Origin of the sequence: Streptomyces sp. NPDC003456 (assembly GCF_042878735.1) — a bacterium.
Lineage (GTDB): Bacteria > Actinomycetota > Actinomycetes > Streptomycetales > Streptomycetaceae > Streptomyces.
In genome coordinates this window covers 569,293-592,847 of record NZ_JBIAOK010000004.1, presented here as the reverse complement: position 1 = coordinate 592,847, position 23,555 = coordinate 569,293, and the positions used below count along the sequence as shown (strand labels likewise).

The 23,555-nt window shown below is 72.2% G+C and carries 22 protein-coding genes and 2 tRNA genes; 8 read left to right on the top strand and 16 right to left on the bottom strand.

Annotation, left to right across the window (positions count from 1 at the left end; genetic code table 11):
• Positions 1 to 124: 124 nt before the first annotated feature.
• The 7 genes from ACFYWG_RS18840 to ACFYWG_RS18810 form a co-directional block, all read right to left on the bottom strand.
• Positions 125 to 1,105: a tetratricopeptide repeat protein gene (locus tag ACFYWG_RS18840; protein ID WP_376328732.1), complete on the bottom strand. Its 981-nt coding sequence runs from the start codon at positions 1,103 to 1,105 to the stop codon at positions 125 to 127.
• Positions 1,106 to 1,222: 117 nt separating this feature from the next.
• Positions 1,223 to 2,470: an HD-GYP domain-containing protein gene (locus tag ACFYWG_RS18835; RefSeq protein ID WP_389202318.1), complete on the bottom strand. Its 1,248-nt coding sequence runs from the start codon at positions 2,468 to 2,470 to the stop codon at positions 1,223 to 1,225.
• A complete protein-coding gene (locus ACFYWG_RS18830; RefSeq protein WP_389202316.1) occupies positions 2,467 to 3,924 on the bottom strand; it encodes an HD-GYP domain-containing protein in 1,458 nt (485 codons plus the stop codon). Before ACFYWG_RS18830 ends, ACFYWG_RS18835 begins: the two co-directional genes overlap by 4 nt.
• A gap of 175 nt (positions 3,925 to 4,099) precedes the next feature.
• Positions 4,100 to 4,411: a mycothiol system anti-sigma-R factor gene (rsrA, locus tag ACFYWG_RS18825; protein WP_383509343.1), complete on the bottom strand. Its 312-nt coding sequence runs from the start codon at positions 4,409 to 4,411 to the stop codon at positions 4,100 to 4,102.
• Positions 4,408 to 5,094, bottom strand: coding sequence for an RNA polymerase sigma factor SigR (gene sigR / locus ACFYWG_RS18820; RefSeq protein WP_333934068.1), 687 nt, complete (start codon positions 5,092 to 5,094; stop codon positions 4,408 to 4,410). Before sigR ends, rsrA begins: the two co-directional genes overlap by 4 nt.
• Positions 5,095 to 5,350: 256 nt before the next feature.
• Positions 5,351 to 6,007, bottom strand: a complete 657-nt coding sequence (locus ACFYWG_RS18815; RefSeq protein WP_389202313.1) for an alpha/beta family hydrolase — start codon at positions 6,005 to 6,007, stop codon at positions 5,351 to 5,353.
• A gap of 1 nt (position 6,008) precedes the next feature.
• Entirely contained in the window at positions 6,009 to 6,824 is an 816-nt protein-coding gene (locus ACFYWG_RS18810; RefSeq protein ID WP_385416535.1) for an SOS response-associated peptidase, read from the bottom strand.
• 180 nt (positions 6,825 to 7,004) lie between these two features.
• On the opposite strand from ACFYWG_RS18810, the gene ACFYWG_RS18805 reads away from it, so the two are divergent.
• From ACFYWG_RS18805 to ACFYWG_RS18790, 4 genes are all read left to right on the top strand, one after another.
• On the top strand, positions 7,005 to 7,727 hold the full coding sequence (locus tag ACFYWG_RS18805) for a M50 family metallopeptidase (RefSeq protein ID WP_376328746.1): 723 nt from the start codon (positions 7,005 to 7,007) through the stop codon (positions 7,725 to 7,727).
• 200 nt (positions 7,728 to 7,927) lie between these two features.
• Positions 7,928 to 9,244 carry a 3-phosphoshikimate 1-carboxyvinyltransferase gene (gene aroA / locus ACFYWG_RS18800; protein WP_383509355.1) on the top strand — a complete coding sequence of 439 codons (1,317 nt, stop codon included), beginning with the start codon at positions 7,928 to 7,930 and terminating at the stop codon, positions 9,242 to 9,244.
• Between the two features lie 17 nt (positions 9,245 to 9,261).
• On the top strand, positions 9,262 to 10,272 hold the full coding sequence (rsgA, locus tag ACFYWG_RS18795) for a ribosome small subunit-dependent GTPase A (RefSeq protein WP_389202309.1): 1,011 nt from the start codon (positions 9,262 to 9,264) through the stop codon (positions 10,270 to 10,272).
• A gap of 129 nt (positions 10,273 to 10,401) precedes the next feature.
• Positions 10,402 to 10,725: a multidrug efflux SMR transporter gene (locus ACFYWG_RS18790; RefSeq protein WP_369193789.1), complete on the top strand. Its 324-nt coding sequence runs from the start codon at positions 10,402 to 10,404 to the stop codon at positions 10,723 to 10,725.
• A gap of 65 nt (positions 10,726 to 10,790) precedes the next feature.
• On the opposite strand, the gene ACFYWG_RS18785 is transcribed toward ACFYWG_RS18790, so the two are convergent.
• Positions 10,791 to 11,399, bottom strand: coding sequence for a TetR/AcrR family transcriptional regulator (locus ACFYWG_RS18785; RefSeq protein ID WP_389202307.1), 609 nt, complete (start codon positions 11,397 to 11,399; stop codon positions 10,791 to 10,793).
• A 269-nt stretch (positions 11,400 to 11,668) separates the two neighbouring features.
• Here ACFYWG_RS18785 and hisN point away from each other — a divergent pair, with 269 nt between their 5' ends.
• A complete protein-coding gene (gene hisN, locus ACFYWG_RS18780) occupies positions 11,669 to 12,469 on the top strand; it encodes a histidinol-phosphatase (protein ID WP_376328756.1) in 801 nt (266 codons plus the stop codon).
• A 128-nt stretch (positions 12,470 to 12,597) separates the two neighbouring features.
• On the top strand, positions 12,598 to 12,990 hold the full coding sequence (locus tag ACFYWG_RS18775; RefSeq protein WP_383509364.1) for a cyclic nucleotide-binding/CBS domain-containing protein: 393 nt from the start codon (positions 12,598 to 12,600) through the stop codon (positions 12,988 to 12,990).
• A 72-nt stretch (positions 12,991 to 13,062) separates the two neighbouring features.
• Here the strand turns inward: ACFYWG_RS18775 and ACFYWG_RS18770 are convergent, their stop codons facing one another.
• On the bottom strand, positions 13,063 to 14,514 hold the full coding sequence (locus ACFYWG_RS18770) for a catalase (RefSeq protein ID WP_389202304.1): 1,452 nt from the start codon (positions 14,512 to 14,514) through the stop codon (positions 13,063 to 13,065).
• Between the two features lie 145 nt (positions 14,515 to 14,659).
• On the opposite strand from ACFYWG_RS18770, the gene ACFYWG_RS18765 reads away from it, so the two are divergent.
• On the top strand, positions 14,660 to 15,076 hold the full coding sequence (locus ACFYWG_RS18765) for a Fur family transcriptional regulator (RefSeq protein WP_376328764.1): 417 nt from the start codon (positions 14,660 to 14,662) through the stop codon (positions 15,074 to 15,076).
• A gap of 129 nt (positions 15,077 to 15,205) precedes the next feature.
• Here ACFYWG_RS18765 and ACFYWG_RS18760 read toward each other — a convergent pair.
• The 4 genes from ACFYWG_RS18760 to ACFYWG_RS18745 form a co-directional block, all read right to left on the bottom strand.
• Positions 15,206 to 15,279: transfer RNA gene (locus tag ACFYWG_RS18760), tRNA-Met, on the bottom strand.
• A gap of 407 nt (positions 15,280 to 15,686) precedes the next feature.
• Positions 15,687 to 17,510, bottom strand: coding sequence for a tetratricopeptide repeat protein (locus ACFYWG_RS18755; RefSeq protein WP_385416521.1), 1,824 nt, complete (start codon positions 17,508 to 17,510; stop codon positions 15,687 to 15,689).
• A 234-nt stretch (positions 17,511 to 17,744) separates the two neighbouring features.
• A tRNA-Met gene (locus tag ACFYWG_RS18750) sits at positions 17,745 to 17,818 on the bottom strand.
• A gap of 58 nt (positions 17,819 to 17,876) precedes the next feature.
• Complete coding sequence (locus ACFYWG_RS18745; RefSeq protein WP_385416746.1) at positions 17,877 to 20,804, bottom strand: UPF0182 family protein; 2,928 nt, start codon at positions 20,802 to 20,804, stop codon at positions 17,877 to 17,879.
• Positions 20,805 to 20,966: 162 nt separating this feature from the next.
• On the opposite strand from ACFYWG_RS18745, the gene ACFYWG_RS18740 reads away from it, so the two are divergent.
• Complete coding sequence (locus ACFYWG_RS18740; RefSeq protein WP_376328768.1) at positions 20,967 to 21,509, top strand: PPA1309 family protein; 543 nt, start codon at positions 20,967 to 20,969, stop codon at positions 21,507 to 21,509.
• 88 nt (positions 21,510 to 21,597) lie between these two features.
• Here ACFYWG_RS18740 and ACFYWG_RS18735 read toward each other — a convergent pair whose 3' ends face one another.
• From ACFYWG_RS18735 to ACFYWG_RS18725, 3 genes are all read right to left on the bottom strand, one after another.
• The gene (locus ACFYWG_RS18735; protein WP_389202301.1) at positions 21,598 to 22,689 is read right to left on the bottom strand and encodes a PDZ domain-containing protein; all 1,092 of its coding nucleotides are present in this window, start codon (positions 22,687 to 22,689) and stop codon (positions 21,598 to 21,600) included.
• Between the two features lie 105 nt (positions 22,690 to 22,794).
• Entirely contained in the window at positions 22,795 to 22,956 is a 162-nt protein-coding gene (locus ACFYWG_RS18730; protein WP_376328773.1) for a hypothetical protein, read from the bottom strand.
• Positions 22,957 to 23,072: 116 nt separating this feature from the next.
• Positions 23,073 to 23,534 carry a molybdenum cofactor biosynthesis protein MoaE gene (locus tag ACFYWG_RS18725; protein WP_376328776.1) on the bottom strand — a complete coding sequence of 154 codons (462 nt, stop codon included), beginning with the start codon at positions 23,532 to 23,534 and terminating at the stop codon, positions 23,073 to 23,075.
• Positions 23,535 to 23,555 lie beyond the last annotated feature (21 nt).

Below are 23,555 nucleotides of genomic sequence, written 5' to 3'. Positions count from 1 at the left end.
CGTACGTACGCCTTCCTGAACAAATCCGAGCCGGGATGCTGATACAGGGTACGGGGAAGGCGCCCCCTCAGGGGCGCGGGGAAGGGCGCGGGAGGCCCTCACACCGCCGCGGCGGCGGACGGCCTCAGCAGACCTCTTCCAGATCCCGCCAGTCCCGGGAATCCGGGCTGTCGGCCACCCACCCGTCCAGCAGCCCCCGGACCAGCGAAGCCGGCGCGGCCAGCCCGCACTCCCGCTCGGGGACCCACAGCTGCCCGTCGGTCCGGTGCCCCAGCGGCCCGGGATGCCCCGGCTCGCTGTGGTCGTGCGGGTCGAGGTGCTCGCCGTCTCCCTCGTCGGACGGCATCCGGGACTCCGAGCACATCCGGCACAGCAGCCGCACCGAGGAGGACCAGTCCTCCGCGGCGAACCCCGCGTCCCCGGCGAGCTGCTCCAACGCGTCCCGGTCCGACTCGGTCGCCGCCTCCAGCAGCACCACCCAGGTCGGCACGGGCGACGGCGCCCACAGCTCGATCTCGTCGAACACCGGGTAGGTGTGGCCGGCGGCCGTGGTCCGCTCGCCGTGCGGGACGCCGTCGTGCAGGACGACCTCGCCCCAGCGCCGCCCGGACGACGGCAGGGGGATCGACAGCACCTCGAGGCGGGCCGGGTCCAGCCGCCGCCCCCACACGACCTCGGCCTCCCCCTCCGGGGACAGCCGCACGGCGGCGCTGCCGAGATCCATGCCGACGGGCTCGCCCGCGTCGTTGGCCGGGCCCGGTGTGCGCAGCCCGTACGCCTGCCAGGCGCGCCGGGCCAGCGGCCAGTCCTGCAGGGCCGTCGCGGCGATGCCGACGTTCCACCAGTCCGGCGCGCCCGCGTCCCGGTCCAGCAGGGCCACCGCCCTCAGGCCCGCCGCCCGCGCCTGCTCCCAGTCGTGCCGGAACTTGTGCAGCAGCGCGAGGTTGAACCAGGACTCCGAAAGCCAGGGCTCCAGATCGGCGGCACGTGTCAGCAGTGCGCCCGCGTCCTCGTACCGGCCGTCGCCGATGAGTGTGAACGCCCGGTCCGTGGCCTGCCGCCAGGAGGCGGAGGGCCGGTGCCGTCCCTTGCCGAAGATCCTCACGATTCCCGCCTGCCAGTTCCGTGCGGTGGGCTGGCCGTAGCTGTGTTGCGAGCCCCCGGACACCTTCTCCTTCGCATCCAACCACGTACGGCCTCGGGGGCGCTCATTACCCATGGGTTACCCAGCCACGGGCAGCGTCAGACTGCTCCTTGCCAGTACACGGGCCAGTGATTCCACCACCTCCGGCGCATACGTCCCGGCGGTGGCGAGCCGGAGTTCCTCCAGCGCCGTCAGCGGCCCGCCGGGCCCTCCTTCCCGGGACTTCTCCTCGTACGCGTTCACGGCCCCGACGATTCGCGCGGCGAGCGGCTGCCCGGGGTAGGGGTCGGCCTGCCGCTCCACGATGACGGCGACCTCCTCGTCGACCCCGGTCTGCCGGACGACGGCGGCGCCGAGCAGCGCGATGCGCCGCTGCTCGGCGGCGGGCAGTGCGGCGGTGGCTCCGGCGGGCACGGGGTCGACGAGGCTCAGCTGGCCGATGTCGTGCATGAGTGCGGCGTACTCCAGCACCGCCAGCTCCGGCTCGGTCAGGCCCAGGTCGCGGCCGACGGCCCGGCTGACCGCGGCGACGCGGCGGGCGTGCCCGGCGGGGGTGCAGCCGGCGACCTCGGTGGCCCGGGCGAGGGAGGCGATGGTCTGCCGGTAGGTCGCCCGGACGGCCGCGTAGCGCCGGAAGGACATCTGGGCGAGCAGCAGCGGCACCGAGAACACGGGCAGCGCCCACAGGCCCACGACGGCCACGGCCAGGGCCATCACCGCCCCGGTGGCGATGACGGCGGTCCCGATGCCGAGCGCGGCCCGCAACTCGTCGCGCAGCACCGGCCCGAAGGGCCAGCCGGTGCGCAGGTGGGCCAGGGCGGCGGCGAGCACCGCGTCGCACAGGGCGGTCAGGGACAGCAGCGCGAGCAGCAGCAGGGCGTAGGCGGGACCGCTCCAGTCGTCGAACATGCCGCGGCCGTAGGGGAGCTGGAAGCACACGGCGACGAATCCGACGGTCAGCACGCGCCGGGAGAGGTGGTCGAGGGTGGGGCCCTGCCCGCGGGCGACGTGCGGCACGCTGCCGAGCAGCGAGGCGGCCAGCACGACGGCGAGGACCTGGGCGAGGCCGTGGTGGGTGGGGTGCCCGCCCGCCTCGCCGAGCAGCGCGTAGGACAGGGCCCCGGCGGCGCCCAGCGGGGCGGGTTCGCGCACCTGTGTGTCGTTGCGCCGGGCGAGTTCCCCGACGGCGACGAGGACGCCGAAGGCCAGGGCGACGCGGCGTTCCTCCAGTCCGCCGTAGAGGGTGGCGGCGAGGGAGCCGGCGGCGAGGAGGCCGGCGCAGGTGTGCACGAGGGCGAGGAGCAGCGGCTGCGGCCGGGGGCTCACCGGTGGGCTCCGGGACGGCCGGCCACGGGGGCGCCGGGCGGGGGCACGCAGGGCGGGCCGGGCGGGGGCACGCAGGGCGGGCCGGGCGGGGGCACGCAGGGCGGGCCGGGCGGGGGCAGGCGGGGCGGGCCGGTGCGGTCGCGGGCCTCGTCCTCGTCCCCGGCGGTGACCGCGGGGTGCCACCCGGACCGTCCCACGGCCTCGACCAGGGCCGTGACCATCGCCGGGTCGAACTGGCTTCCGGCACACCGCTCCAGCTCCGCCAGGGCCACCGGGACGGGCCGGGCCCTGCTGTAGCTGCGGGTGGAGGTCATGGCGTCGAAGGCGTCGGCGACCGCCACGACCCGGGCCGACTCGGGGATCTGACGCCCGGCCAGTCCGTAGGGGTAGCCGCTGCCGTCCAGCCGCTCGTGGTGGTGCAGCACGGCCGCGCGGGCCTCGCCGAGGAAGCCGATGCCGCGCACCATCTCGTGGCCGTACTCGGGATGCAGCTCGATGACCCGCCGCTCCTCGGGGGTCAGCGGCCCGTCCTTCCGCAGCAGCCGGGTGGGCACGCCCAGCTTGCCGACGTCGTGCAGGATCCCGGCGAAGCGCAGCACCTCGACGCGCTCGTCGTCCATGCCCAGCTGGCGGGCGATCATCATGGAGGCCTGCCCGACGCGCTCGCTGTGCCCGCGGGTGTAGCCGTCCTTGATGTCGACGGCCTGCACCAGCGCCCGGATGGTCGCCTGGTGGGCGCTGCGTTCGCGGTGGTACTGCGCGAAGGCCCACCACGAGACGCACATCGGCAGCAGGACGAGCAGCGCGGCGACGGGTCCGTAGGGGCTGCGCCACAGGACGGCCATCATCAGTCCGGCCAGGCCGTGCACGGCGACCGGGGCGAGCGAGCGGGCCAGCAGACCGAGCCAGGCCCACCGCACCGGGCCCCTCCCCCGCTGCCCGAAGGGCGTGGGCGGTGCCCCCGGGCCGACGGCCAGGATGCCGCCGTCGAGGACGGCGAGCACCAGGCAGAAGGCCAGCACCGCCGCCCCGGCGGGACCGAGCGCGCCGGGGACGTCGCCGGCGGCGACCGCGTCCCGGCCGCCGAGCAGGCGGTGCACCTCAGCGGCGGCCCGGACGGCGAGGACCAGCCGGGCGGCCCGCCACAGCCGTCTCAGCGCCACGGGCCGGTGCGCGACGTGGGACAGCAGCGCGCCCGGCACGGCCACCAGGGCCGCGGCGGGCGCGGGGAGCAGGAAGGCACCGGCGAGGAGCACGGGGTAGAAGGTCCCGGCCGGCTGGGAGATCCCCGCGAACCGGGACCGCGCGGCGCGCTCGCAGGCCGCGTACAGCAGGGCCAGCAGCAGGGCCGCCCACCCGTGGGCCCGGCCCCCCGGCGGGGGCAGCAGGCAGAGGAGGGCGGCGCCGGCGACACAGACGACGTACGCACGTACCCGTGCCGGTACCGCTGTCATGTGCCCCTCCCCGGCCATGTCCGTCAGGCCCGGAGCCTAGGACGGCGGGAGGGGGCTCGGCGGGCGGACGGCCCGCACATCGCACGTTCGAGTGACGTGTTCGACGGTGATCCCGTCGGGAGCGGGGCGGTGCCCCGGCGCGGGAGGACCGGAACTCCCGCGGTGTCCGGAGGGTTCAGGACTCCTGCGGTGTCACGGGCGAGGCCGTGACGTCCTGCTCGGGGACCGTCTGGCCGGAGCGGATCAGCTCGATCCGCCCCATGACCTTGTCCCGGAGGTCGCCGGGCACGTCGTCGTGCCCGCAGCACCGCTTGACCAGCTTCTTGACGGCCTGCTCGAGCCCGTACTTCTCGAGGCAGGGCGAGCACTCCTCGAAGTGGTGCTCGAACTTCACGCAGTCCGAGTCCGGCATCTCACGGTCGAGGAACTCGTAGAGATGATCGAGGATTTCGCTGCAATCCGTCTCGTGCGGCTCTCCGCAGCTCATGACCCCGAGCCTTTCGCTTCGTTCGACTCTCCGGCGCCGGCCGGGACCATCCCGCGGTCACGGGCGTAGTCCTCCAGCATGCCGCGCAGCTGACGGCGGCCCCGGTGCAGCCGGGACATCACCGTACCGATGGGTGTCCCCATGATGTCGGCGATCTCCTTGTAGGCAAACCCCTCGACATCCGCCAGGTAGACGGCGATGCGGAACTCCTCGGGGATCGCCTGGAGTGCTTCCTTCACGTCCGAGTCGGGCAGGTGGTCGAGCGCCTGCGACTCGGCGGAGCGCAGACCCGTCGACATGTGCGACTCGGCGCGGGCGAGCTGCCAGTCCTCGATCTCCTCGGCCGCGGAGCGCTGCGGTTCCCGCTGCTTCTTGCGGTAGGAGTTGATGAAGGTGTTGGTGAGGATCCGGTACAGCCACGCCTTGAGGTTGGTGCCCTCGCGGAACTGGTGGAAGGACGCGTACGCCTTGGCGTACGTCTCCTGCACCAGGTCCTCCGCGTCGGCCGGGTTGCGCGTCATGCGCAGCGCGGCCGAGTACATCTGGTCGAGGAACTCGAGCGCGTCCCGCTCGAAGCGCGCGCTGCGCTCGGTCGCGGTCTCCGTGCTCGTGCCGCCCTGGCCCTCGGGCTGCTCCGCCTGGCCGTTGTCGGTCCCTGCGTCGGTCCCAGTGACCGGACCCACCTCCTCGAATGCTCTCGTGAGACCGAGGCCGGTCCCACCCGAATCGGAGGATAGACGACGATCCGGTCCGCCCGCCGCCCGAACAGGGGCGGTCTTGGCCGCGTGCAGCACCGTCCACTCCAGGTCGGCGCGGCTGCTGCGGGGCGGGCAGGTGGTCGAACCCATGCGGCGGACTCCCTCTCCTACGGCGTCGCTGCTGGTCTCCAGCACGTACGCCCCGCACAACAGCGACCACCGCCCCGGCATTCCCGAAGCTTTACCCGAGTGACCCGGTCCACCGCGCGACCGCGTCGGTGAGGACCGCCACGGCCTCGTCCTGCGAGATCTCCGCACGCTTCGGCACGGCGAAGCCGTGATCCCCGTACGGAACCTCCACGAGCCGGTACGGCCCTTCGGGAAACTCCGCGGGTCTGCCGAAGGGGTCGTTGCCGCCCTGCACGACCAGGGTGGGCACGCCCGCGCCCAGCAGTTCCGCGGCGCGGGACCGGTCCGGCTTGCCGGGCGGGTGGAGCGGGAAGCTCAGCGCGAGCACGGCGTGGGCGCCCAGCTCGCCGGCGGTGCGGCAGGCCACCCGGGCGCCGGCGCTGCGGCCGCCCGCGACGACCGGCAGCCCGGGGGCGGCCAGGGCGTGCCACAGGCCCCGCCAGCCGGTGTCCAGCGTCTTCGGTGCGGGCGCCAGCTTCTTGCCGGCCACCCGCCAGGGCTGCTCGACCAGGGCGACGGTCACGCCGCGGGCGGGCAGGACGTCGGCCAGGGCCACCAGGTCGCGGGCCTCGATGCCGCCGCCGGCGCCGTGGCCGACGGCCAGCACGAGCCGCGGCTGCGGGGCCCGATGCCAGGTGATCCGGGCGGTCCCGGCGTCGGTCTCGACGGTCTCGGTGTCCGGGCCGGCCGCCTTCGTTCGTTGCGTCACGTCAGAAGAGTGTGCCCTCCTCGGGCCCGTCCAGCTCCTTCAGCAGCTCCGGCCCGTTGTTGCGGACGTTGCTGACGGCCGTGGCGACGGGGTAGGCGCGCATCAGGCCGGCGGGCGGCGGCGCGAGCAGGTCGCGCAACCCGTCGGGGTCGGTACGGGCGGGGTCCAGCCAGGCGTCCCAGCGGTCGGGGGTCAGCATCAGCGGCATCCGCGGGTGGATGTCGGCCAGTGCCCGCGGCCCCTCGGCCGGGGCCACCGCCAGCGGGCTCGTCTCGGCCTCCGTGGTGATCACCGAGCACGTCACCCACCAGGCGAGCGGGTGGTCGTCGGGCAGGGTCCTGTCCCGCCAGAACTCGTAGAGGCCCGCCATGGCGAAGACCGACCCGTCGGCCGGGGTCACGAAGTAGGGCTGCTTACGGGGCCGCTTGCGGCGTCCCTCGACCTCCAGCTCGCGCTCCTGGGTGCCGGTGACCCACTCGTAGTAGCCGTCGGCGGGCAGGATGCAGCGCCGGGAGGTGAAGGCGCGGCGGTAGGAGGGCTTCTCGTGCACGGTCTCCGCGCGGGCGTTGATCATCCGGGCTGCGCCCTCGGGGGTCTTCGCCCAGGACGGGACCAGGCCCCACTTCAGCCGGCGCAGCTGCCGGACGGGCCGCGGGTCGCCGGTGTCCTTCAGGGGGCGGTCCAGGACGGCGTGGACCTCTTTCGTGGGCGCCACGTTGTGGTCGGGCTCCAGGGTCTCCTCGGGCTCCCACGTCTCGATCCCGAAGATCTCCGCGAGCTCCTCCGGACTGCGACTGGCCGCATACCGTCCGCACATGTGTGTCCTACCCCTCCGACCTGCGCACACGCCAGAACACCTCCGGGCCGGCGCGGCCCGGACGGGTTCAAGGGTGGCAGAGCCGGGAACGATCGCCGGCCCCGAGGCGTCTTTCGGTACCGTCCGCGCAGACGTGCCACACTGCCAGACCCGCGCGACCCGGAGGAGCCCCCCGCCGACATGGACCACATAGCATCCGCCTCGCTCGCCTCCCTCTGGGACGAGGTCGCCGGGACCCAGCCCGAGCCCGACCTGTGGGTGGTGATCGCGACCCTGGCCGCCGCGCTCGCCGTGGTGATCCCGCACGGTCTGTGGCGCGTCTCCCGCAACGCCATCACCATCGCCCACGAGGGCGGGCACGGGCTCGTGGCCCTGCTCACCGGCCGGACGCTGACCGGCATCCGGCTGCACTCGGACACCAGCGGCCTGACGGTCAGCCGGGGCAAGCCGCACGGCATCGGCATGATCCTCACGGCCGCCGCCGGCTACACCGCCCCGCCCCTGCTCGGCCTGGGCGGCGCCGCCCTGCTGGGGACCGGCCGCATCACGCTCCTGCTGTGGCTGGCGACGGCCCTGCTGCTGGCGATGCTCGTGATGATCCGCAACGCCTACGGCGCCCTGACCATGCTCGTCACCGGGGGGCTGTTCGTCGTGGTGTCGTGGCTGGCCGGACCGCAGGTGCAGGCGGCCTTCGCGTACGCGGTGGTGTGGTTCCTGCTGGTCGGCGGGGTGCGGCCGGCCTTCGAGCTGCAGGCGAAGCGGTCCCGGGGCGGTGCGGGTGACTCGGACGCGGACCAGTTGTCCCGCCTGACGCACGTACCGGCGGGCCTGTGGTTCTTCCTGTTCCACGCGGTGTCGCTGTGCTCCCTGCTCGGCGGCGGCCGCTGGCTGCTGGGCCTGTGACGCCCCGCGGCCGCGCGCGCACCCGGACGGGGTGTGCCGCGGCGCGGCTCCCTCACCGGGGGACCCTCCACGGCGGGTGGGGCGGCCCGCAGGTCGCGGCCCGCCCCGACCGCCGTCCGCGGCCGTCCGGCTCCGCCGTGCGGGCGCTGCCGGCCCGACGGCGCACCATCCGCGGCACGGCCTGCCGATAAAGTGAGGGCATGGCCCCGAACACCGCAGAAACCGCCCTCTGGCCCGCCCCGCACGCGAGCGGAGCCGTCGACGCGACGGTCCACGTGCCGGGGTCCAAGTCCGTCACCAACCGTGCCCTGGTGCTCGCCGCCCTCGCCTCCGAGCCCGGCTGGCTGCGGCGCCCGCTGCGCTCCCGCGACACGCTGCTGATGGCCGGCGCGCTGCGCGCGATGGGCGTGGAGATCGAGGAGGGCGTGGGCCCCGACGGCACCGGAGAGGCCTGGCGCGTGCTGCCGACGGGTCTGCGCGGCCCGGCCACGGTCGACGTCGGCAACGCCGGCACGGTGATGCGGTTCCTGCCGCCGGTGGCCGCGCTGGCCGACGGCCCCGTCCGCTTCGACGGTGACCCCCGCTCCTACGAGCGCCCCCTGACCGGCGTGATCGACGCCCTGCGCCTGCTCGGCGCCCGGATCGACGACGACGGACGCGGCGCGCTGCCGATGACGGTGCACGGCGGCGGCGCCCTGGACGGCGGCCCCGTGGCGGTCGACGCGTCCTCCTCGTCGCAGTTCGTCAGCGCCCTGCTGCTGTCCGGCCCGCGCTTCAACCAGGGCGTGGAGGTCCGCCACACCGGCGCCACCCTGCCCTCCCTGCCGCACATCCGCATGACCGTCGACATGCTGCGCGCGGTCGGCGCGCAGGTGGACACGCCCGAGTCGGGCGGTGAGCCGAACGTCTGGCGCGTGACGCCGGGCGCGCTGCTGGGCCGGGACCTGGTGATCGAGCCGGACCTGTCCAACGCCCAGCCGTTCCTGGCGGCGGCGCTGGTGACCGGCGGCCGGGTCGTCGTCCCGGACTGGCCGGCCCGCACCACCCAGCCCGGTGACAAGCTGCGCGAGATCTTCACCGAGATGGGTGGATCCTGCGAACTGACCGAGTCCGGCCTGGTGTTCACCGGGTCCGGCTCGATCCACGGCATCGACGTCGACCTGAGCGAGGTCGGCGAGCTGACCCCGGGCATCGCTGCCGTCGCCGCCCTCGCCGACTCCCCGTCCACCCTGCGCGGCGTGGCCCACCTGCGCCTGCACGAGACGGACCGGCTGGCCGCGCTGACCAAGGAGATCAACGAACTCGGCGGCGACGTCACCGAGACCGCCGACGGCCTGCACATCCGCCCGCGCCGGCTGCACGGCGGCATCTTCCACACCTACGACGACCACCGCATGGCCACGGCCGGCGCGATCATCGGCCTCGCGGTCGAGGGCGTGCAGATCGAGAACGTGGCGACGACGGCCAAGACGCTGCCGGACTTCCCCGACCTGTGGACCGGGATGCTCGGGGCGTAGGACGCGGGGACCAGGTCATGCGCCGCTACGGCAAGCACACCGACGAGGACGACATCCGCACCCGTCCGGGCCGCCGCAACACCCGGCCCCGGACGAACATCCGGCCCAAGCACGAGGACGCCGCCGAGGGCCTCGTGCTGACCGTCGACCGGGGCCGCCTAAAGTGCCTGGTCGGGGACCGCGTGGTCATGGCGATGAAGGCCCGCGAACTGGGCCGCAAGGCCGCGGTCGTGGGCGACCGGGTGGCCCTGGTGGGCGACCTGTCCGGGAAGAAGGACACGCTGGCGCGGATCGTGCGCATCGAGGAGCGCACCTCGGTCCTGCGCCGCACGGCCGACGACGACGACCCGTTCGAGCGGGTCGTCGTGGCCAACGCCGACCAGCTGGCGGTCGTCACCGCCCTGGCCGATCCGGAGCCCCGCCCGCGGCTGATCGACCGCTGCCTGGTCGCGGCCTACGACGGTGGTCTCGAACCGCTGCTGGTCCTCACCAAGTCCGACCTCGCCCCGCCCGAGAAGCTGCTGGAGCTGTACGGCGACCTGGACATCCCCTACGTGGTCACCAGCCGCGCGGAACTGGACAGCGGTGTGGCCGTGGCCCGGGTGCGCGAGCAGCTCGACGGCAGGATCACCGCGTTCGTCGGCCACTCCGGGGTGGGCAAGACGACCCTCGTGAACGCGCTGGTGCCGCAGGAGCGGCGCCGTTCGACCGGGCACGTCAACGCGGTGACGGGGCGCGGCCGGCACACCACCACCTCGGCGCTGGCCCTGCCGCTGTCCGGGGGCGACGGCTGGGTGATCGACACCCCCGGCGTGCGGTCCTTCGGGCTCAACCACGTCGACCCGTCCCGGGTCATCCACGCCTTCCCGGACCTGGAGCCGGGCACCGAGGGCTGCCCCCGCGCGTGCAGCCACGACGAGCCGGACTGCGCGCTGGACGCCTGGGTGGCCGAGGGCCACGCCGATCCGGCCCGGCTGTACTCGCTGCGGCGGCTGCTGGCCACGCGGGAGCGCACCGAAGGGGACTGAGCTCCGCGTTGTTTGTCCTGGCCCGCGGACGGTAAGTGCATAATCGCACCGAGCCGGATGCAAGCCTGACCAAAGCTCCACGGACCCGGACGTAGCGGTCACCGGACGTGGGAAACGGGAGGACACCTCATGGCGTGGCTGCTGGTCATCGTGGCAGGGCTGCTGGAGACCGGCTTCGCCGTGTGCCTGAAGCTGTCGCACGGCTTCACCCGGCTCTGGCCGACCATCGCGTTCTGCGCGTTCGCGCTCGGCAGTTTCGGCCTGCTGACCCTGGCGCTGAAGAGACTCGACGTGGGCCCCGCGTACGCCGTGTGGACCGGCATCGGCGCGGCGGGCACCGCGATCTACGGCATGGTCTTCCTGGGCGACCTGGTGTCGACACTGAAGATCGTGTCGATCAGTTTCGTCATCATCGGCGTGATCGGACTGCAGTTGTCGGGGTCGGCGCACTGACGGCACGTCAACCGGCGGAATCCGTGAGCCGGTCGGCAGGCCGGCGCTCCGCTGCCGACGGAACGTCAGCCGGCCTGTCGGTGCAGGGCGCCGCGGACCAGGTCGGCGACGCCGCCCTCGGCGGGTGGCGCGGCCACGCAGGACAGGGCGAGCCGGACGGCGAGTTCACAGGAGCGGGCCAGGTCGGCGGTCTCGGACGAGGGCGCGCCCGGGCCGGCCAGGGCCGTGACGGCCCGGTCGCGGACCAGGGCGACGAAGTCCCCGGGCGAGGGCAGCGGACCGTCGGCACGTCGCTGGGCCGGCACGGCGGACCCGGACGGTACGGCCGTCAGGACCGGAGAGGGCAGGCGTGCGCTCCAGCAGCCGGTGAGCATGGCGCGGACCAGGGCGTTGTCGCGGGCGGCCGAGGCAGTCCAGTCGGCGGCGGCGGTGATCCGCTCCCGGGGATCGGCGTGCGCGGCGAGCGCCCGGTCGACCCCGGCCAGGTATCCGTCGGCCTCACGGCGCACCAGGGCCCGGGCGAGGCCGTCCTTGCTGCCGAACTCGTTGTACAGCGTCTGCCGGGACACCCCCGCCGCCGCGGCCACGTCCACCATCCGCACGGTGGACCAGGGCCGGCGCGTCAGCGCCGTGTACGCGGCGTCCAGTAGCGATTCCCGCGCTGCAGGCATCATCGCCTCCCCTTGGGGCGAGCGGCTCTGCGCCCCAAGTTTGACGCGCACGCGACCACTGTCAAGGGTTCACGAACGCGCGCGGGGGCGCGTTCCGGCCGCACCACGCGGGGCGTCCACTCCGGCGGTCCACGCCGCGCGGGATGTTCGCTCCAGGCCGTGCCACACCGCACCCCGCCGCCCACCGCCGTGCCGCCGTGCCGCACGCCTGCTCCCCCGCCCCCGCCAAGCCCCGGTGGCCCCACCCCCACCTCGGCCGATAGGTTCGTCGCATGCCCGACTACCTCGACGACCTGCGTCTCGCACACGTCCTGGCCGACGCCGCCGACGCCGCGACGACGGACCGCTTCAAGGCTCTCGACCTCAAGGTCGAGACCAAACCGGACATGACCCCGGTCAGCGAGGCGGACAAGGCCGCGGAGGAGCTCATCCGCGGCCAGCTCCAGCGCGCCCGGCCGAGGGACGCGATCCTCGGCGAGGAGTACGGCGTCGAGGGCACCGGCCCGCGCCGCTGGGTGATCGACCCGATCGACGGCACGAAGAACTACGTCCGCGGCGTCCCCGTCTGGGCCACGCTCATCTCACTGATGGAAGCCGGCGAGGGCGGTTTCCAGCCCGTGGTGGGCGTCGTCTCCGCCCCGGCCCTGGGCCGCCGCTGGTGGGCGGCGAAGGGCCACGGCGCGTTCACCGGCCGCAGCCTCACCAAGGCGTCGCGGCTGCAGGTCTCGCGCGTCTCGAAGCTCGCCGACGCCTCCTTCGCGTACTCCTCGCTCAGCGGCTGGGAGGAGCAGGGCCGCCTCGACGGCTTCCTCGACCTGACCCGCGCGGTGTGGCGCACGCGCGCGTACGGCGACTTCTGGCCGTACATGATGGTCGCGGAGGGCGCGGTCGACATGTGCGCCGAACCGGAGCTGTCCCTGTGGGACATGGCCGCCACGGCGATCATCGTCACGGAGGCCGGCGGCACCTTCACCGGGCTGGACTCCCGCCCGGGCCCGCACAGCGGCAACGCGGCCGCGTCCAACGGCCTGCTCCACGACGAACTGCTGGGATATCTCAACCAGCGCTACTGAGCGCCCTGTTGTTACGAGCGCCCTCTTGTTTGACCGTCCCTTTGCCTGCCACTCTGAGAGTCCCCCCGCTTGTGAACTTGTGAAATCATGAACAAGCTGCGGGACACTCCCAGGAGGTGGCTCCTTTCATGCTCGTCCGTGACGCCATGAGCACCGTCGTCCTCACCATCGGACCGACCCACACCCTGCGCCAGGCCGCCGCACTGATGTCGGCACGCCGGGTCGGCGCGGCCGTCGTGCACGACCCCGACGCCGGCGGCATCGGCATCCTCACCGAACGCGACATCCTCAACTCCGTGGGCCTGGGCCAGGACCCGGACACGGAACACGCCCACGCCCACACCACCACCGACGTCGTGTTCGCCGCTCCGGCCTGGACCCTGGAGGAGGCGGCGAGCGCCATGACACACGGCGGATTCCGGCACCTGATCGTGCTGGACGGCGGCGAACCCGCCGGCATCGTCTCCGTCCGCGACATCATCCGCTGCTGGGTGCCCGCGCGTCAGCGCGTTCCCGCCTAGACGCACGGACGGGCCGGGCCCCCGCAGGGGGACCCGGCCCGTCCACTACCGCAAGCGGTCCAGTGCTGGAGTTCAGCCGCGCAGGGCCTGGACCGCGGCCTCCAGCCGCTTGCCGTAGTCTCCGTCGGCACGACGGAAGTTGTCGATCGCCCGCTCGGCGATGTCGTCGCGGGAGACCTTGGCGATGAAGCCCGCCAGGTTGGCGACCAGGCGCTCCTTCTCGTCCTCCGACATGAGCCGGTAGAGGTTGCCCGCCTGCACGAAGTCGTCGTCCTCGGCGTGGACGGGCGCCTCGTGGTTGCCGGTGGTACCGCCGACCGCGACGGCCGACCACAGCGGACGGTCCGTCTGGAACGGCCCGCCGAAGCTGTTCGGCTCGTAGTTCTTCGCGCCCCCGTGGCGGCCGTCGTAGAGCCGGCCGTCCCGCGAGTGGGTGCGCGCCACGGTGGCGTGCGGGCGGTTCACCGGCAGGTGGTCGGCGTTGATGCCGACGCGGTAGCGGTGGGCGTCGCCGTACGCGAAGAGGCGGCCCTGGAGCATCTTGTCCGGGGAGGGACCGATGCCCGGCACGAAGTGGGCGGGGCTGAAGATCGACTGCTCGACCTCGGCGAAGATGTTCTCCGGGTTGCGGTTGAGCTCCAGCTTGCCTATCTCGACGACCGGGTAGTCCGCGTGCGGCCAGACCTTGGTCAGGTCGAACGGGTTGAACCGGTACGTCGCCGCGTCGGCCACCGGCATGATCTGCACGCCGACGGTCCAGCTCGGGTACTCGCCCCGCTCGATGGCCTCGCGCAGGTCGCGCTGGTGGGAGTCGGGGTCCTCACCGGCGAGCCGGGCGGCCTCCGCGCTGGTCAGGTTCTTGATGCCCTGGTCGGTCTTGAAGTGGTACTTGACCCAGAAGGCCTCGCCGGCCTCGTTGTTCCACTGGAAGGTGTGCGAGCCGAAGCCGTCCATGTGGCGGTAGGAGGCGGGGATGCCCCGGTCACCGAACAGCCAGGTCACCTGGTGCGTGGACTCGGGCGACAGGCTCCAGAAGTCCCAGACGTTGTCCGCCTCGGTCGAGCCGGTGTACGGGTCGCGCTTCTGGGTGTGGATGAAGTCCGGGAACTTGATGGCGTCCTTGATGAAGAACACCGGGGTGTTGTTGCCGACGAGGTCGTAGTTGCCCTCCTCGGTGTAGAACTTGAGGGCGAAACCGCGCGGGTCGCGCACGGCGTCCGCCGCGCCGAGGTTGCCGGCCACGGTCGAGAAGCGCAGGAAGACCTCGGTCTGCTTGCCGATCTCGCCGAGGAACGCGGCGCGCGTGTAGGGCGTGACGTCGGCCGTCACCGTGAACGTGCCGTACGCGCCGGCGCCGCGGGCGTGCACCACCCGCTCCGGGATCCGCTCCCGGTTGAAGTGGGCCAGCTTCTCCAGCAGCAGCTGGTCCTGGACGAGTACGGGGCCGCCGACGCCCGCGGTCTCGCTGTTCTGATTGTCGGCGACCGGAGCCCCGGCCTCCGTCGTAAGCGGTCCCTGCGTCACGTGCGCCTCCTGCACCGATCCTGGTCAATCTTGTTACTTGGCCAAAGCCGTTCTCGATCCTACAATAGACATTGTCTAAAGCAAGTGAGACTCCAATCTCACACCTGTTCGGGACCTGGTCCCCTTAGCTGTTAGGCTGGTGGCCATGAGTGACCTTCTGGAACGCCTGCGCGGACGCGGATGGCGGATGACCGCGCAGCGGCGCGTCGTGGCCGAGGTCCTCGACGGCGAACACGTCCATCTGACGGCCGACGAGGTCCACGCACGGGCCGTCGCCAAGCTGCCGGAGATCTCCCGGGCGACCGTCTACAACACGCTCGGTGAGCTCGTGACGCTCGGTGAGGTGCTGGAGGTCTCCACCGACCAGCGCGCCAAGCGGTACGACCCGAACGCCCACCGGCCGCATCACCACCTGGTCTGCGCCCAGTGCGGCGCGATCCGCGACGTCCACCCGGTCGGCAACCCGCTGGCGGATCTGCCCGACACGGAGCGTTTCGGCTTCACCGTCTCGGACGTCGAGGTCACGTACCGCGGCGTCTGCCCGAACTGCGCGGCGGCCTAGAGTCTCCACGCGTAAGCCCCGGCACCGATGGGTGCCGGGGCTTTCTGCTGCACGGAGAGCCGGGCGGCTGCACAGCACGCCAACGACCGAGGGCCGGAACCCTTTCGGATTCCGGCCCTCGGCTATCAGTAGCGGGGACAGGATTTGAACCTGCGACCTCTGGGTTATGAGCCCAGCGAGCTACCGAGCTGCTCCACCCCGCGGCGATGAATGCAACGTTACGTCAATGCCGAGACCAGATGCAAATCGCTTTCCGCTGGACAGTGTGTCGAGGGCAGGGGGGCCGCCCCACAGGACAGGCACCGGGCCCGCGCCTGTCCCGCACCGGACCGGGCGGAACGAGCGTGACTGCGGCGTCCCCCGGCCCGAAGCCGAATCTGAACCCGGTGCGGTCGGCAACCCGGTCGCGGCACAGCGGCCCTCTCTGTCGGGGCCGCTCACCGCCCAGGGCCGGCCGGTGACCGCGCGGCACGGCACGCAGGTCCGACGAACGCGCGACACGTAGGGCAAAGGGACGCGCAGCAGACCGAAGGACGCGCAGCGCGCGGACCCGACGGCCGACGCCGCGCCCGCGGCCGTCACCGCCCGGCCGTCGCTGCCCGCCCGCCCCCTACGCCGACAGTTCCTGCCGCAGCGCGTCGCGCAGGCGGGCCGCTCGTTCCGCCACGGACTCGGGGCCGAGCGTCGCCGCGCGGTCGGCCCAGCGCTGGCCCTCCGCCAGCTCTCCACGACGCGCGTAGACCAGGGCGAGCCGCAGCGCCGCCCGTCCGTGACCGGCGTCGGCCGCACGCTGCCACCAGACCGCCGCCTCCGGCTCACTGCCTTCCCGCGCCAGCAGCAGCCCGAGGTTGAACGCCCCGTTGCGGGACCCGGCCTCGGCCGCCTCCCGGTACCACCGGGCCGCCTCGACGACGTCGCCCCGTGCCGCGGCAAGCATGCCGACCCGGACCTGCGCCCGCCGGTGGCCCTGGGAAGCAGCCCGCTCGTACCACTCCTCGCACTCGCTGCGGCGGTGCACCGGCTCCCCGAGCTCGTGCGCCGGCTCCGGCGGCCGCCGCGCGTCCAGCACTGTCGCCAGCCGATACGCGGCCTCCGCGCTGCCGCCCCCGGCCGCGCAGCGCAGATGCCGCTCGGCCTCCTGCTCGTCGCCGGCGCGCAGCCGCGCCATCCCCACCTGGAGCGCCGCCTCGGTGTGTCCCGCGGCGGCGGCCCGCTCGTACCAGCCCAGCGCGGCCTCGTCCTCGCCCCGCCCGGCGTGCAGGATGCCGAGGTTGAACGCGGCGTCCACGCTCCCGGCCTCCGCGGCCTTGGAGAACCACGGCTCGGCGCCCGTCTCGTCGCCTCCCTGCAGCAGCAGGATCGCCAGCGCGTTCGCGGCCTCCCGGTGCCCGGCGTAGGCGGCCCGGCGGTACCACTGCTCCGCCTGCGGGGTCCGGCCCTGCTCGGCGCAGAGCAGCCCGAGGTTGTAGGCGCCGTTCACGTCACCGGCGTCCATCGCCGCCCGGTACCACCGCTCGGCCGTCTGCGTCTCGCCCCGCTCGGCGTGCAGCGCGCCCAGCGCGTTGGCCGCGTTGCCGTCGCCGTCCTGGGCGGCCCGCAGCCACCACACGGCGGCGTTCTCGGTGTCGCCCGCGTCACGCAGCAGGAAGCCGAGCGCGCAGGCGGCCCGCGCCTCGCCGTCCTTCGCGGACGTCAGGTACCAGCGCCCGGCCTCCTTCAGCTCACCGCGCCGCTCCAGGATCGTCCCGAGGTGCAGCGCCGCCCGGCGGTGGCCGCGCGCGGCGGCCTGCCGGTACCACTGCTCCGCCTCGGCGGCCCCGTGGACACCGTTGTCAGCGTCGTTCTCCCCCGCCGCCCTGCGGTCCAGTGCCCGCGCCAGCCGGTACGCCGCCTCCCGGTGGCCGCGCTCGGCCGCGACCCGCATCCACCGCTCGGCCCCGGCGTCGGCGCGGTGCTCCAGCAGATCGGCGAGCGCGTACGCGCCCAGGGTGTGGCCCTGTTCGGCGGACTGGCGCAGCCAGTACTCGGCGGCGGGCTCGTCCCCGCGCTCGCGGTGGTGCCGGCCGAGGGCGTGCGCGGCCGCCGCGGATCCGGCCACGGCGGCGATCCGCCACCAGCCGGCGGCCTCGTCGGCGTATCCGCGCTGGTGGAGGAGGACTCCCAGGTTGTTGGCCGCGGCCCGGTCGCCCGCGGCGGTGGCGGCACGCAGATGGGGTTCGGCACCGTCGAGATCACCACGGCGCAGCAGCATGGCCCCGAGGACACTCATCGCCTCGACGTCGCCGGCCTCCGCGGCGAGCCGCTGACGCAGCTCTTCGGCCGCCTCGTCGGCGATCTCCCCGGTCTCGTCCGGGGTCTCGGTGTCCTCCCGGCTGGAAGGCTGCACAAAACGCCCTGTCTCGAACAGAGTTGCCTTGTCCCCCATAACGTCCATCGTCGCACCACCTGCAACCTGGGTACACCTGGTATACCGCAGCCAGTGAGGTCACTACAGCGTTTTGTCGACATGCCCACAGAGAGACAAGTCAAACACAGATTGCCCAACTCCCCCCGGCGGCACGGCCACAACTCCCGCCAGTACATGCGTTCACACATCACGAAGGCCCGGATTCCTGTGTGGAATCCGGGCCTTCGTCGCCGCTTCGTCACTCGGACATCGCGACTTCAGTAGCGGGGACAGGATTTGAACCTGCGACCTCTGGGTTATGAGCCCAGCGAGCTACCGAGCTGCTCCACCCCGCGCCGTTGTGTTCACCACCGTATCACGGCGCGGAGTGGGTCGTTTACGCAGGCCGGAGCGCTAACTGCTCGGCTTCGGGCTCGGGCTGCCGCTGGGCTTGCTCGCGCCGCCCCCGGCTCCCCGATCCGCCTCGGCCTGCGCGTCCTCGGCCCTCTTCAGGGCGTCCTCGAGGTCCTCCTGCGCCCGGCCGTACGCCTCCCAGTCGTTGTCCTTCAGGGCTTCCTGGCCCGCGTCGAACGCCTTCTGGGCGTCCTCCAGGGCCTCTTGGACCGTCGGGTTCTTCGACGACGGCGGTGGCGGCGTCGGGTCGTTGTCGCCCTCGTCCGGCGGTTCGGGCGTCGCACCCTCCGTCCCGAACACCTTGTTGAGCGCCTCGTCGAGCGTGTTCTCGAAGGCGGTCTGGCCTCCGTAGGTCACCAGGACCTTGCGCAGCAGCGGGTACTTCAGTCCACCACCGCGTACGTAGACCGGCTCCACGTAGAGCAGTCCTCCGTCGAGCGGGACCGTCAGCAGGTTGCCGTACTCGACTTCGGAGTCGCCGCCTCTCAGGAGCCTGATGGACTCGGCGATGTCCTCTTGGGAGTTGAACTGGCTCTGGACCTGCTTGGGTCCGTTCACCGTGGTGTTGGTCGGCAGTTTCAGGATTCTGATCTTGCCGTAGCCGGCGGTGCCGGCCTCCGCGTCGACCGCCATGAACGCACTGAGGTTGTCCCGGCCGTTGGGCGTGAAGGTCGTCGTCAGCGAGAACGCCTGCGCCTTCTGGTCGGGCATCTTCATGCTGAGGTAGTACGGCGGAACCGCGCTGCCCGACCGGTTCGTCGGGTCGTCCGGCACCTGCCACACCTCGCTGCCGCTGAGGAAGGTCGTGGCGTCCTTCACGTGGTAGCGGGTGAGCAGCTCACGCTGGACCTTGAACAGGTCCTGCGGGTAGCGCAGGTGGTCCATCAGCTGCGGGGAGATGTCGCTCTTGGGCTCGACCGTGTCCGGGAAGGCCTTCATCCAGGTCTTCAGGACGGGGTCCTCGGTGTCCCACTGGTAGAGCTTGACCTCGCCGGTGTAGGCGTCGACGGTCGCCTTCACCGAGTTGCGGATGTAGTTGACCTGGTTCTGCTGGGCCACCACCGCGCGGTTGTCGTTGGTGGCGGTCAGCGAGTCGGCCGTGGTGTCGCCGAGCGTCGTGCGCGAGGAGTACGGGTAGCCGTTCGTCGTCGTGTACGCGTCGACGATCCACTGGATGCGCTTGTTGACCACCGCGGGGTAGGCGTCGCCGTCGATGGTCAGCCACGGGGCGACCGCCTCGACGCGCTCCTTGGGCGTGCGGTTGTACAGGACCCGCGAACCCTCGCCGATGGCACCGGAGTACAGGATCTGCGGCTCGCCGAACGCCACCGCGTACGCGGCCCGGTTGACCGGGTTGGCGAGGTTGACGCCGCTGTCGCCCTTGTAGCTGGTGGTCTTCTCGCCGTTGTCGTCGGAGTAGTCGATCTCCTTCTGGGGACCGCCGACGATCGAGTACGTGGTCGTCTTCTCGCCGTAGTAGACCCGCTGCTCGTACGTGCCGAGGTCGCCCTTGGACGGCAGGTCGGACTCGGTGAAGTTCGGCCGGCCCTGGGCGTCGGCGCTGGTGCCCTCGGCGGCGACCACGCCGAAGCCGTGGGTGTAGCGGAAGTGGTTGTTGATCCAGTTCTTCTTCGGGATGCCCGCGAGGTTGATCTCACGCAGGCCGAGGACCGTGTCCTGGTCCTTGCCGTTCTTGGGGTAGCGGTCGACGTCCAGGTTGGTCGGGAACGCGTAGTAGTTCCTGATCTGCTGGAGCTGCTGGAAGGTCGGCGAGACGATGTTCGGGTCCATGATGCGGATGCTCGCCGTGGAGCCGACGTCGTCGCGGAGCGTGGACTTGTCCTCGGTCGGGCTGGTACCCGAGTAGTCGGTGACCTTCGTGCCGTCGATGCCGTAGGCCTTGCGCGTCGCCTCGAGGTTCTTCTCGACGTACGGCGCTTCCTTGGCCTGCTCGTTCGGCTGGACCTGGAACTTCTGGACGATCGCCGGGTAGAGGCCGCCGATGAGGATGGCGGACAGGACCATCAGGCCGAAGCCGATGACCGGCAGCTGCCAGGTGCGCCGCCACAGGGTGGCGAAGAACAGCAGCGCGCAGATCACGGCGATGCAGAACAGGATCGTCTTGGCCGGCAGATAGGCGTTGGCGTCGACGTACCGCAGGCCGGTCCAGTTGTCGGTGGCCCGGAAGTCACTGGACTTCACGGCGAGCCCGTAGCGGTCGAGCCAGTAGGCGACCGCCTTCAGGGCCACGAAGATGCCGAGCAGCACCGACAGGTGGCCGGTGGCGGCGGCCGTGGCGCGGGCGCCGGGGCTGGTGACGCGCAGCCCGCCGTACAGGTAGTGGGTGAGCGCGGCGGCGATCAGGGACAGGATCGCGGCGGCGAAGCCGAAGCCGAGCAGGAACCGGTACCAGGGCAGGTCGAAGGCGTAGAAGGAGACGTCCAGCTTGAACTGGGGGTCCTTCTGGCCGAAGGGCACGCCGTTGACCCACATGAGCCAGGTGCGCCACTGCCCCGAGGCCGAGGCGCCGGCGATCAGGCCCACAAGGGCGGTGATCCCCAGCAGCAGCCACTTCTTGTAGGGCGCGATACCCATGCGGTAGCGGTCGAGGTTCTGCTGCTCCATCGACATCGCGCTCAGCGGCGGGCGCAGCCGGTGGGCCAGCCAGATGTTGAAGCCGACGGCGAGAGCCATCAGCAGCCCGAAGACGAAGAAGAGCCCGATCTTGGTCCACAGGGTGGTGGTGAAGACCGACGAGTAGTTCACCGACCGGTACCACAGCCAGTCCGTCCAGAACCCCGCGAACATGGTGAACGCCATGCCGAGGACGGCCAGGACGCCCAGCGTCATGAGCAGGGTCCGGACACGCCGGGACGGGCGGCCCACTCTCATCCGCGGCCCTGTCGGGCCTCCGCCGCGGTCCGGCATCTGGAAAGCCAAGGTGCGCACCTCGAAGTCGCTGTCGATTCGTCGGGCCCGCGTCTTCACGGACCGTCAGCGGCCCCCGTGATCGTGGGCCCCCACCTATGCAACTTACTCACCGTTTACTCGGTTCCCGATTTCGGCGAGGAACGAGAGAGGATTGTGACCATGTCCAACACTCCCATGGCTGCGAACCCGCTCACCCGGGCCGTTCTCGAGATCGACGAGTACGTCTCCGGCCTCGGCTGGGACCAGCCTGCCCGCCTTTTCGCCCTCGTCGACACCGCACGGCTCAAGGCCGAACAGCCCTCGCTGGCGGACCGGCTCGGTCTCGGTGACGAGCCGGACAGCGCCGGCCTCACCCCGATCGAGCAGGACGAGGTCCCGACGGGCAAGCCCCTCGACGAGTTCCTCGCCACCATCGCCTGGCCGGACGCGGTGGCCGGCTGCGCCCTCACCGTCGAGCGCCTGATGCTGCCGCCGTCCGCGGAGGCGCAGGTCCCGAAGGACCTGGACGAGGCCGCGCTGACGAAGTGGGTGGCGGACCACCCGGACCGCCAGGAGGTCCGGATGACGGTCGCGGTCCTGCGCGACGGCACCCGTGACTCGGCCCTGCGCCTGAAGGAGAAGGACTCTCCCACGGAGGTCCTGACCGGCTCGGACCTGGTCCCGGGCCTGGCTCAGGCCCTGACGGCGACCTTCGAGGAGTAGCGGCCGCCTCTCCGCCCGGCCGGGGCGCGGGCGTCTCGTCGCACGTCCCGGCCGACCCTGCGCCCTGGCCGCCTGCCGGGGCCCCGGTCTACTTACCGCACGTCGGCAGGTCCGCGGTGTCTCCGCTGCGCAGGTCCTTCAGCGCGCCGAGGGCGTCCTCGATGGTGTCCACCTTGATCAGGGTGAGGCCCTCGGGGGTGTCCTTGGCGGCGGCCGCGCAGTTGTCGGCAGGCGTCAGGAAGTACTGGGCGCCCTTGCTCCGTGCGCCGACGGTCTTCATCTCGATGCCGCCGATCGGCCCGACCTTGCCCTGGTCGTCGATCGTGCCGGTGCCCGCCACGAACTTGCCGCCGGTCAGGCTGCCGGGCGTGAGCTTGTCGTAGATGCCGAGCGCGAACATCAGCCCGGCGCTGGGACCGCCGACGTCGGCCAGCTTGATGTCGATGGTGAACGGGAACGTGTGGTCCGTGCCCGCGGAGATGCCGACGATGGCGCGCCTCTCGCCCGTGTCGTCGGACGTCGCCGTGGTGATGGTGACGTCCTCCGTCCGGGTGGGCGTCCGCTTCTCCTTCTCCGCGGCGGCCTGCTCCTTGGCCGGCACGATCGTGAAGCGCACGTCCTGGCCGGCCTTGTGCTTGGTGACCAGCTTCGCGACGTCGGCCGGCTCCTTGACCGCCGTGCCGTCGACGGTCTTGATCACGTCACCGGCGTGCAGCTTGCCCTCGGCCGGTGAGCCCTTGACGACCGTGGAGACGATCACCCAGGACTTCACCGGCACGTCGAGTTCCTTCAGCGCCGCGACCTTGGCGCTCTCCTGGGACTGGCTGAACTCCTCGGCGTTCTCCTGGGTGGACTGCTCCTCGGTCTTGCCGTCCGGATAGAGCGTGTCGTGCGGCACGACCTTGTTGTCGTGCGCGAGCCAGCCGTAGACCGCCTCGACCAGGTTCATGCGGTAGTCGGCGCTGGTGACCCGGACCGTGGTCATGTTCAGGTGGCCGCTGGTCGCGTAGGTCTTGCGCCCCGAGATGTGCAGCACCGGCTCGCCGTCGTGGTCGCCCAGCGTGTTCACCGTCGGCCCCGGGGACATCTCCGCGTACGGCACGGGGATGAAGACTCCCGCGCACAGCAGCGCGATCAGCATCAGGGTGGAGGCGAGCATCGTCGCGGTGCGGCGTGGCATGACTCGACAGTACGGGACGGCTCTGTCAGCGCACCGTCAGGGCCGCCCGTCCGGGGCGGCCCTGCGGCGTCAAACGCTTGTGACCTGCTGGTTTCCCGCCCTGAGCTAGCGGACCGGGGGCTTTTCCATGGCCTCGCGGAAGCGGGCGTACCCGACGAGTTCCGGGCCGTCGTTGCGGACCTTGCGGGTCCGGTTGGCCCAACTTCCCCACAGACCGGCGCCGATCGCAGCCACAAGCGGAATCAGCAACCAGGCGAGCGCCGCCATGCCGACCTCCAACCCCATCGAGCTCCGCGAACTGACTGATCAGCAGATTAACCATCCGCAGTGACAACGCTCACGCCAGGGGTGCGGTTACGCAACCGGAAAACCGGCTCCCGGGATCAGCAGGCGCCGACCCACTCCTCGGTGCCGTCGGAGAACCTCTGGTGCTTCCAGATGGGCACCTCGTGCTTGAGATCGTCGATCAGCTTGCGGCACGCCTCGAAGGCCTCCCCGCGGTGCGGGCAGGACACGGCGACGACCACGGCGAGGTCGCCGACCGCCAGGTCGCCGACCCGGTGCACGGCGGCCAGCGCCCGTACCGGGTACTCGGCGGCGACCTTCTCGGCGATCCGCCGCATCTCCGCCTCGGCGCTGGGGTGGCACGAGTAGCCGAGCTCCTCGACGTCGGCGCCGCCGTCGTGGTTGCGCACGGTCCCCACGAAGAGGGCGGTGCCCCCGGCCGCGTCGTCCCCGACGGCCCGGAACACCTCGTCCACGGAGAGGGGCGTCTCACGGATGCCGATCAGCCGGATCGGATCCTGCGCGGCCTGCTCACCGGGGTGCTCGCTCGTGGGTGCCATGCCCCCATCGTGCCGTACGGC

Bases quoted from the DNA above. Each gene is read 5' to 3' on its own strand.
- ACFYWG_RS18830 (WP_389202316.1), bottom strand. From the start codon at position 3,924: ATGACAGCGGTACCGGCACGGGTACGTGCGTACGTCGTCTGTGTCGCC.
- rsrA (WP_383509343.1), bottom strand. From the start codon at position 4,411: ATGAGCTGCGGAGAGCCGCACGAGACGGATTGCAGCGAAATCCTCGAT.
- ACFYWG_RS18810 (WP_385416535.1), bottom strand. From the start codon at position 6,824: ATGTGCGGACGGTATGCGGCCAGTCGCAGTCCGGAGGAGCTCGCGGAG.
- ACFYWG_RS18805 (WP_376328746.1), top strand. From the start codon at position 7,005: ATGGACCACATAGCATCCGCCTCGCTCGCCTCCCTCTGGGACGAGGTC.
- aroA (WP_383509355.1), top strand. From the start codon at position 7,928: ATGGCCCCGAACACCGCAGAAACCGCCCTCTGGCCCGCCCCGCACGCG.
- rsgA (WP_389202309.1), top strand. From the start codon at position 9,262: ATGCGCCGCTACGGCAAGCACACCGACGAGGACGACATCCGCACCCGT.
- ACFYWG_RS18790 (WP_369193789.1), top strand. From the start codon at position 10,402: ATGGCGTGGCTGCTGGTCATCGTGGCAGGGCTGCTGGAGACCGGCTTC.
- ACFYWG_RS18785 (WP_389202307.1), bottom strand. From the start codon at position 11,399: ATGATGCCTGCAGCGCGGGAATCGCTACTGGACGCCGCGTACACGGCG.
- hisN (WP_376328756.1), top strand. From the start codon at position 11,669: ATGCCCGACTACCTCGACGACCTGCGTCTCGCACACGTCCTGGCCGAC.
- ACFYWG_RS18775 (WP_383509364.1), top strand. From the start codon at position 12,598: ATGCTCGTCCGTGACGCCATGAGCACCGTCGTCCTCACCATCGGACCG.
- ACFYWG_RS18765 (WP_376328764.1), top strand. From the start codon at position 14,660: ATGAGTGACCTTCTGGAACGCCTGCGCGGACGCGGATGGCGGATGACC.
- ACFYWG_RS18755 (WP_385416521.1), bottom strand. From the start codon at position 17,510: ATGGACGTTATGGGGGACAAGGCAACTCTGTTCGAGACAGGGCGTTTT.
- ACFYWG_RS18745 (WP_385416746.1), bottom strand. From the start codon at position 20,804: ATGCCGGACCGCGGCGGAGGCCCGACAGGGCCGCGGATGAGAGTGGGC.
- ACFYWG_RS18740 (WP_376328768.1), top strand. From the start codon at position 20,967: ATGTCCAACACTCCCATGGCTGCGAACCCGCTCACCCGGGCCGTTCTC.
- ACFYWG_RS18735 (WP_389202301.1), bottom strand. From the start codon at position 22,689: ATGCCACGCCGCACCGCGACGATGCTCGCCTCCACCCTGATGCTGATC.
- ACFYWG_RS18730 (WP_376328773.1), bottom strand. From the start codon at position 22,956: ATGGCGGCGCTCGCCTGGTTGCTGATTCCGCTTGTGGCTGCGATCGGC.
- ACFYWG_RS18725 (WP_376328776.1), bottom strand. From the start codon at position 23,534: ATGGCACCCACGAGCGAGCACCCCGGTGAGCAGGCCGCGCAGGATCCG.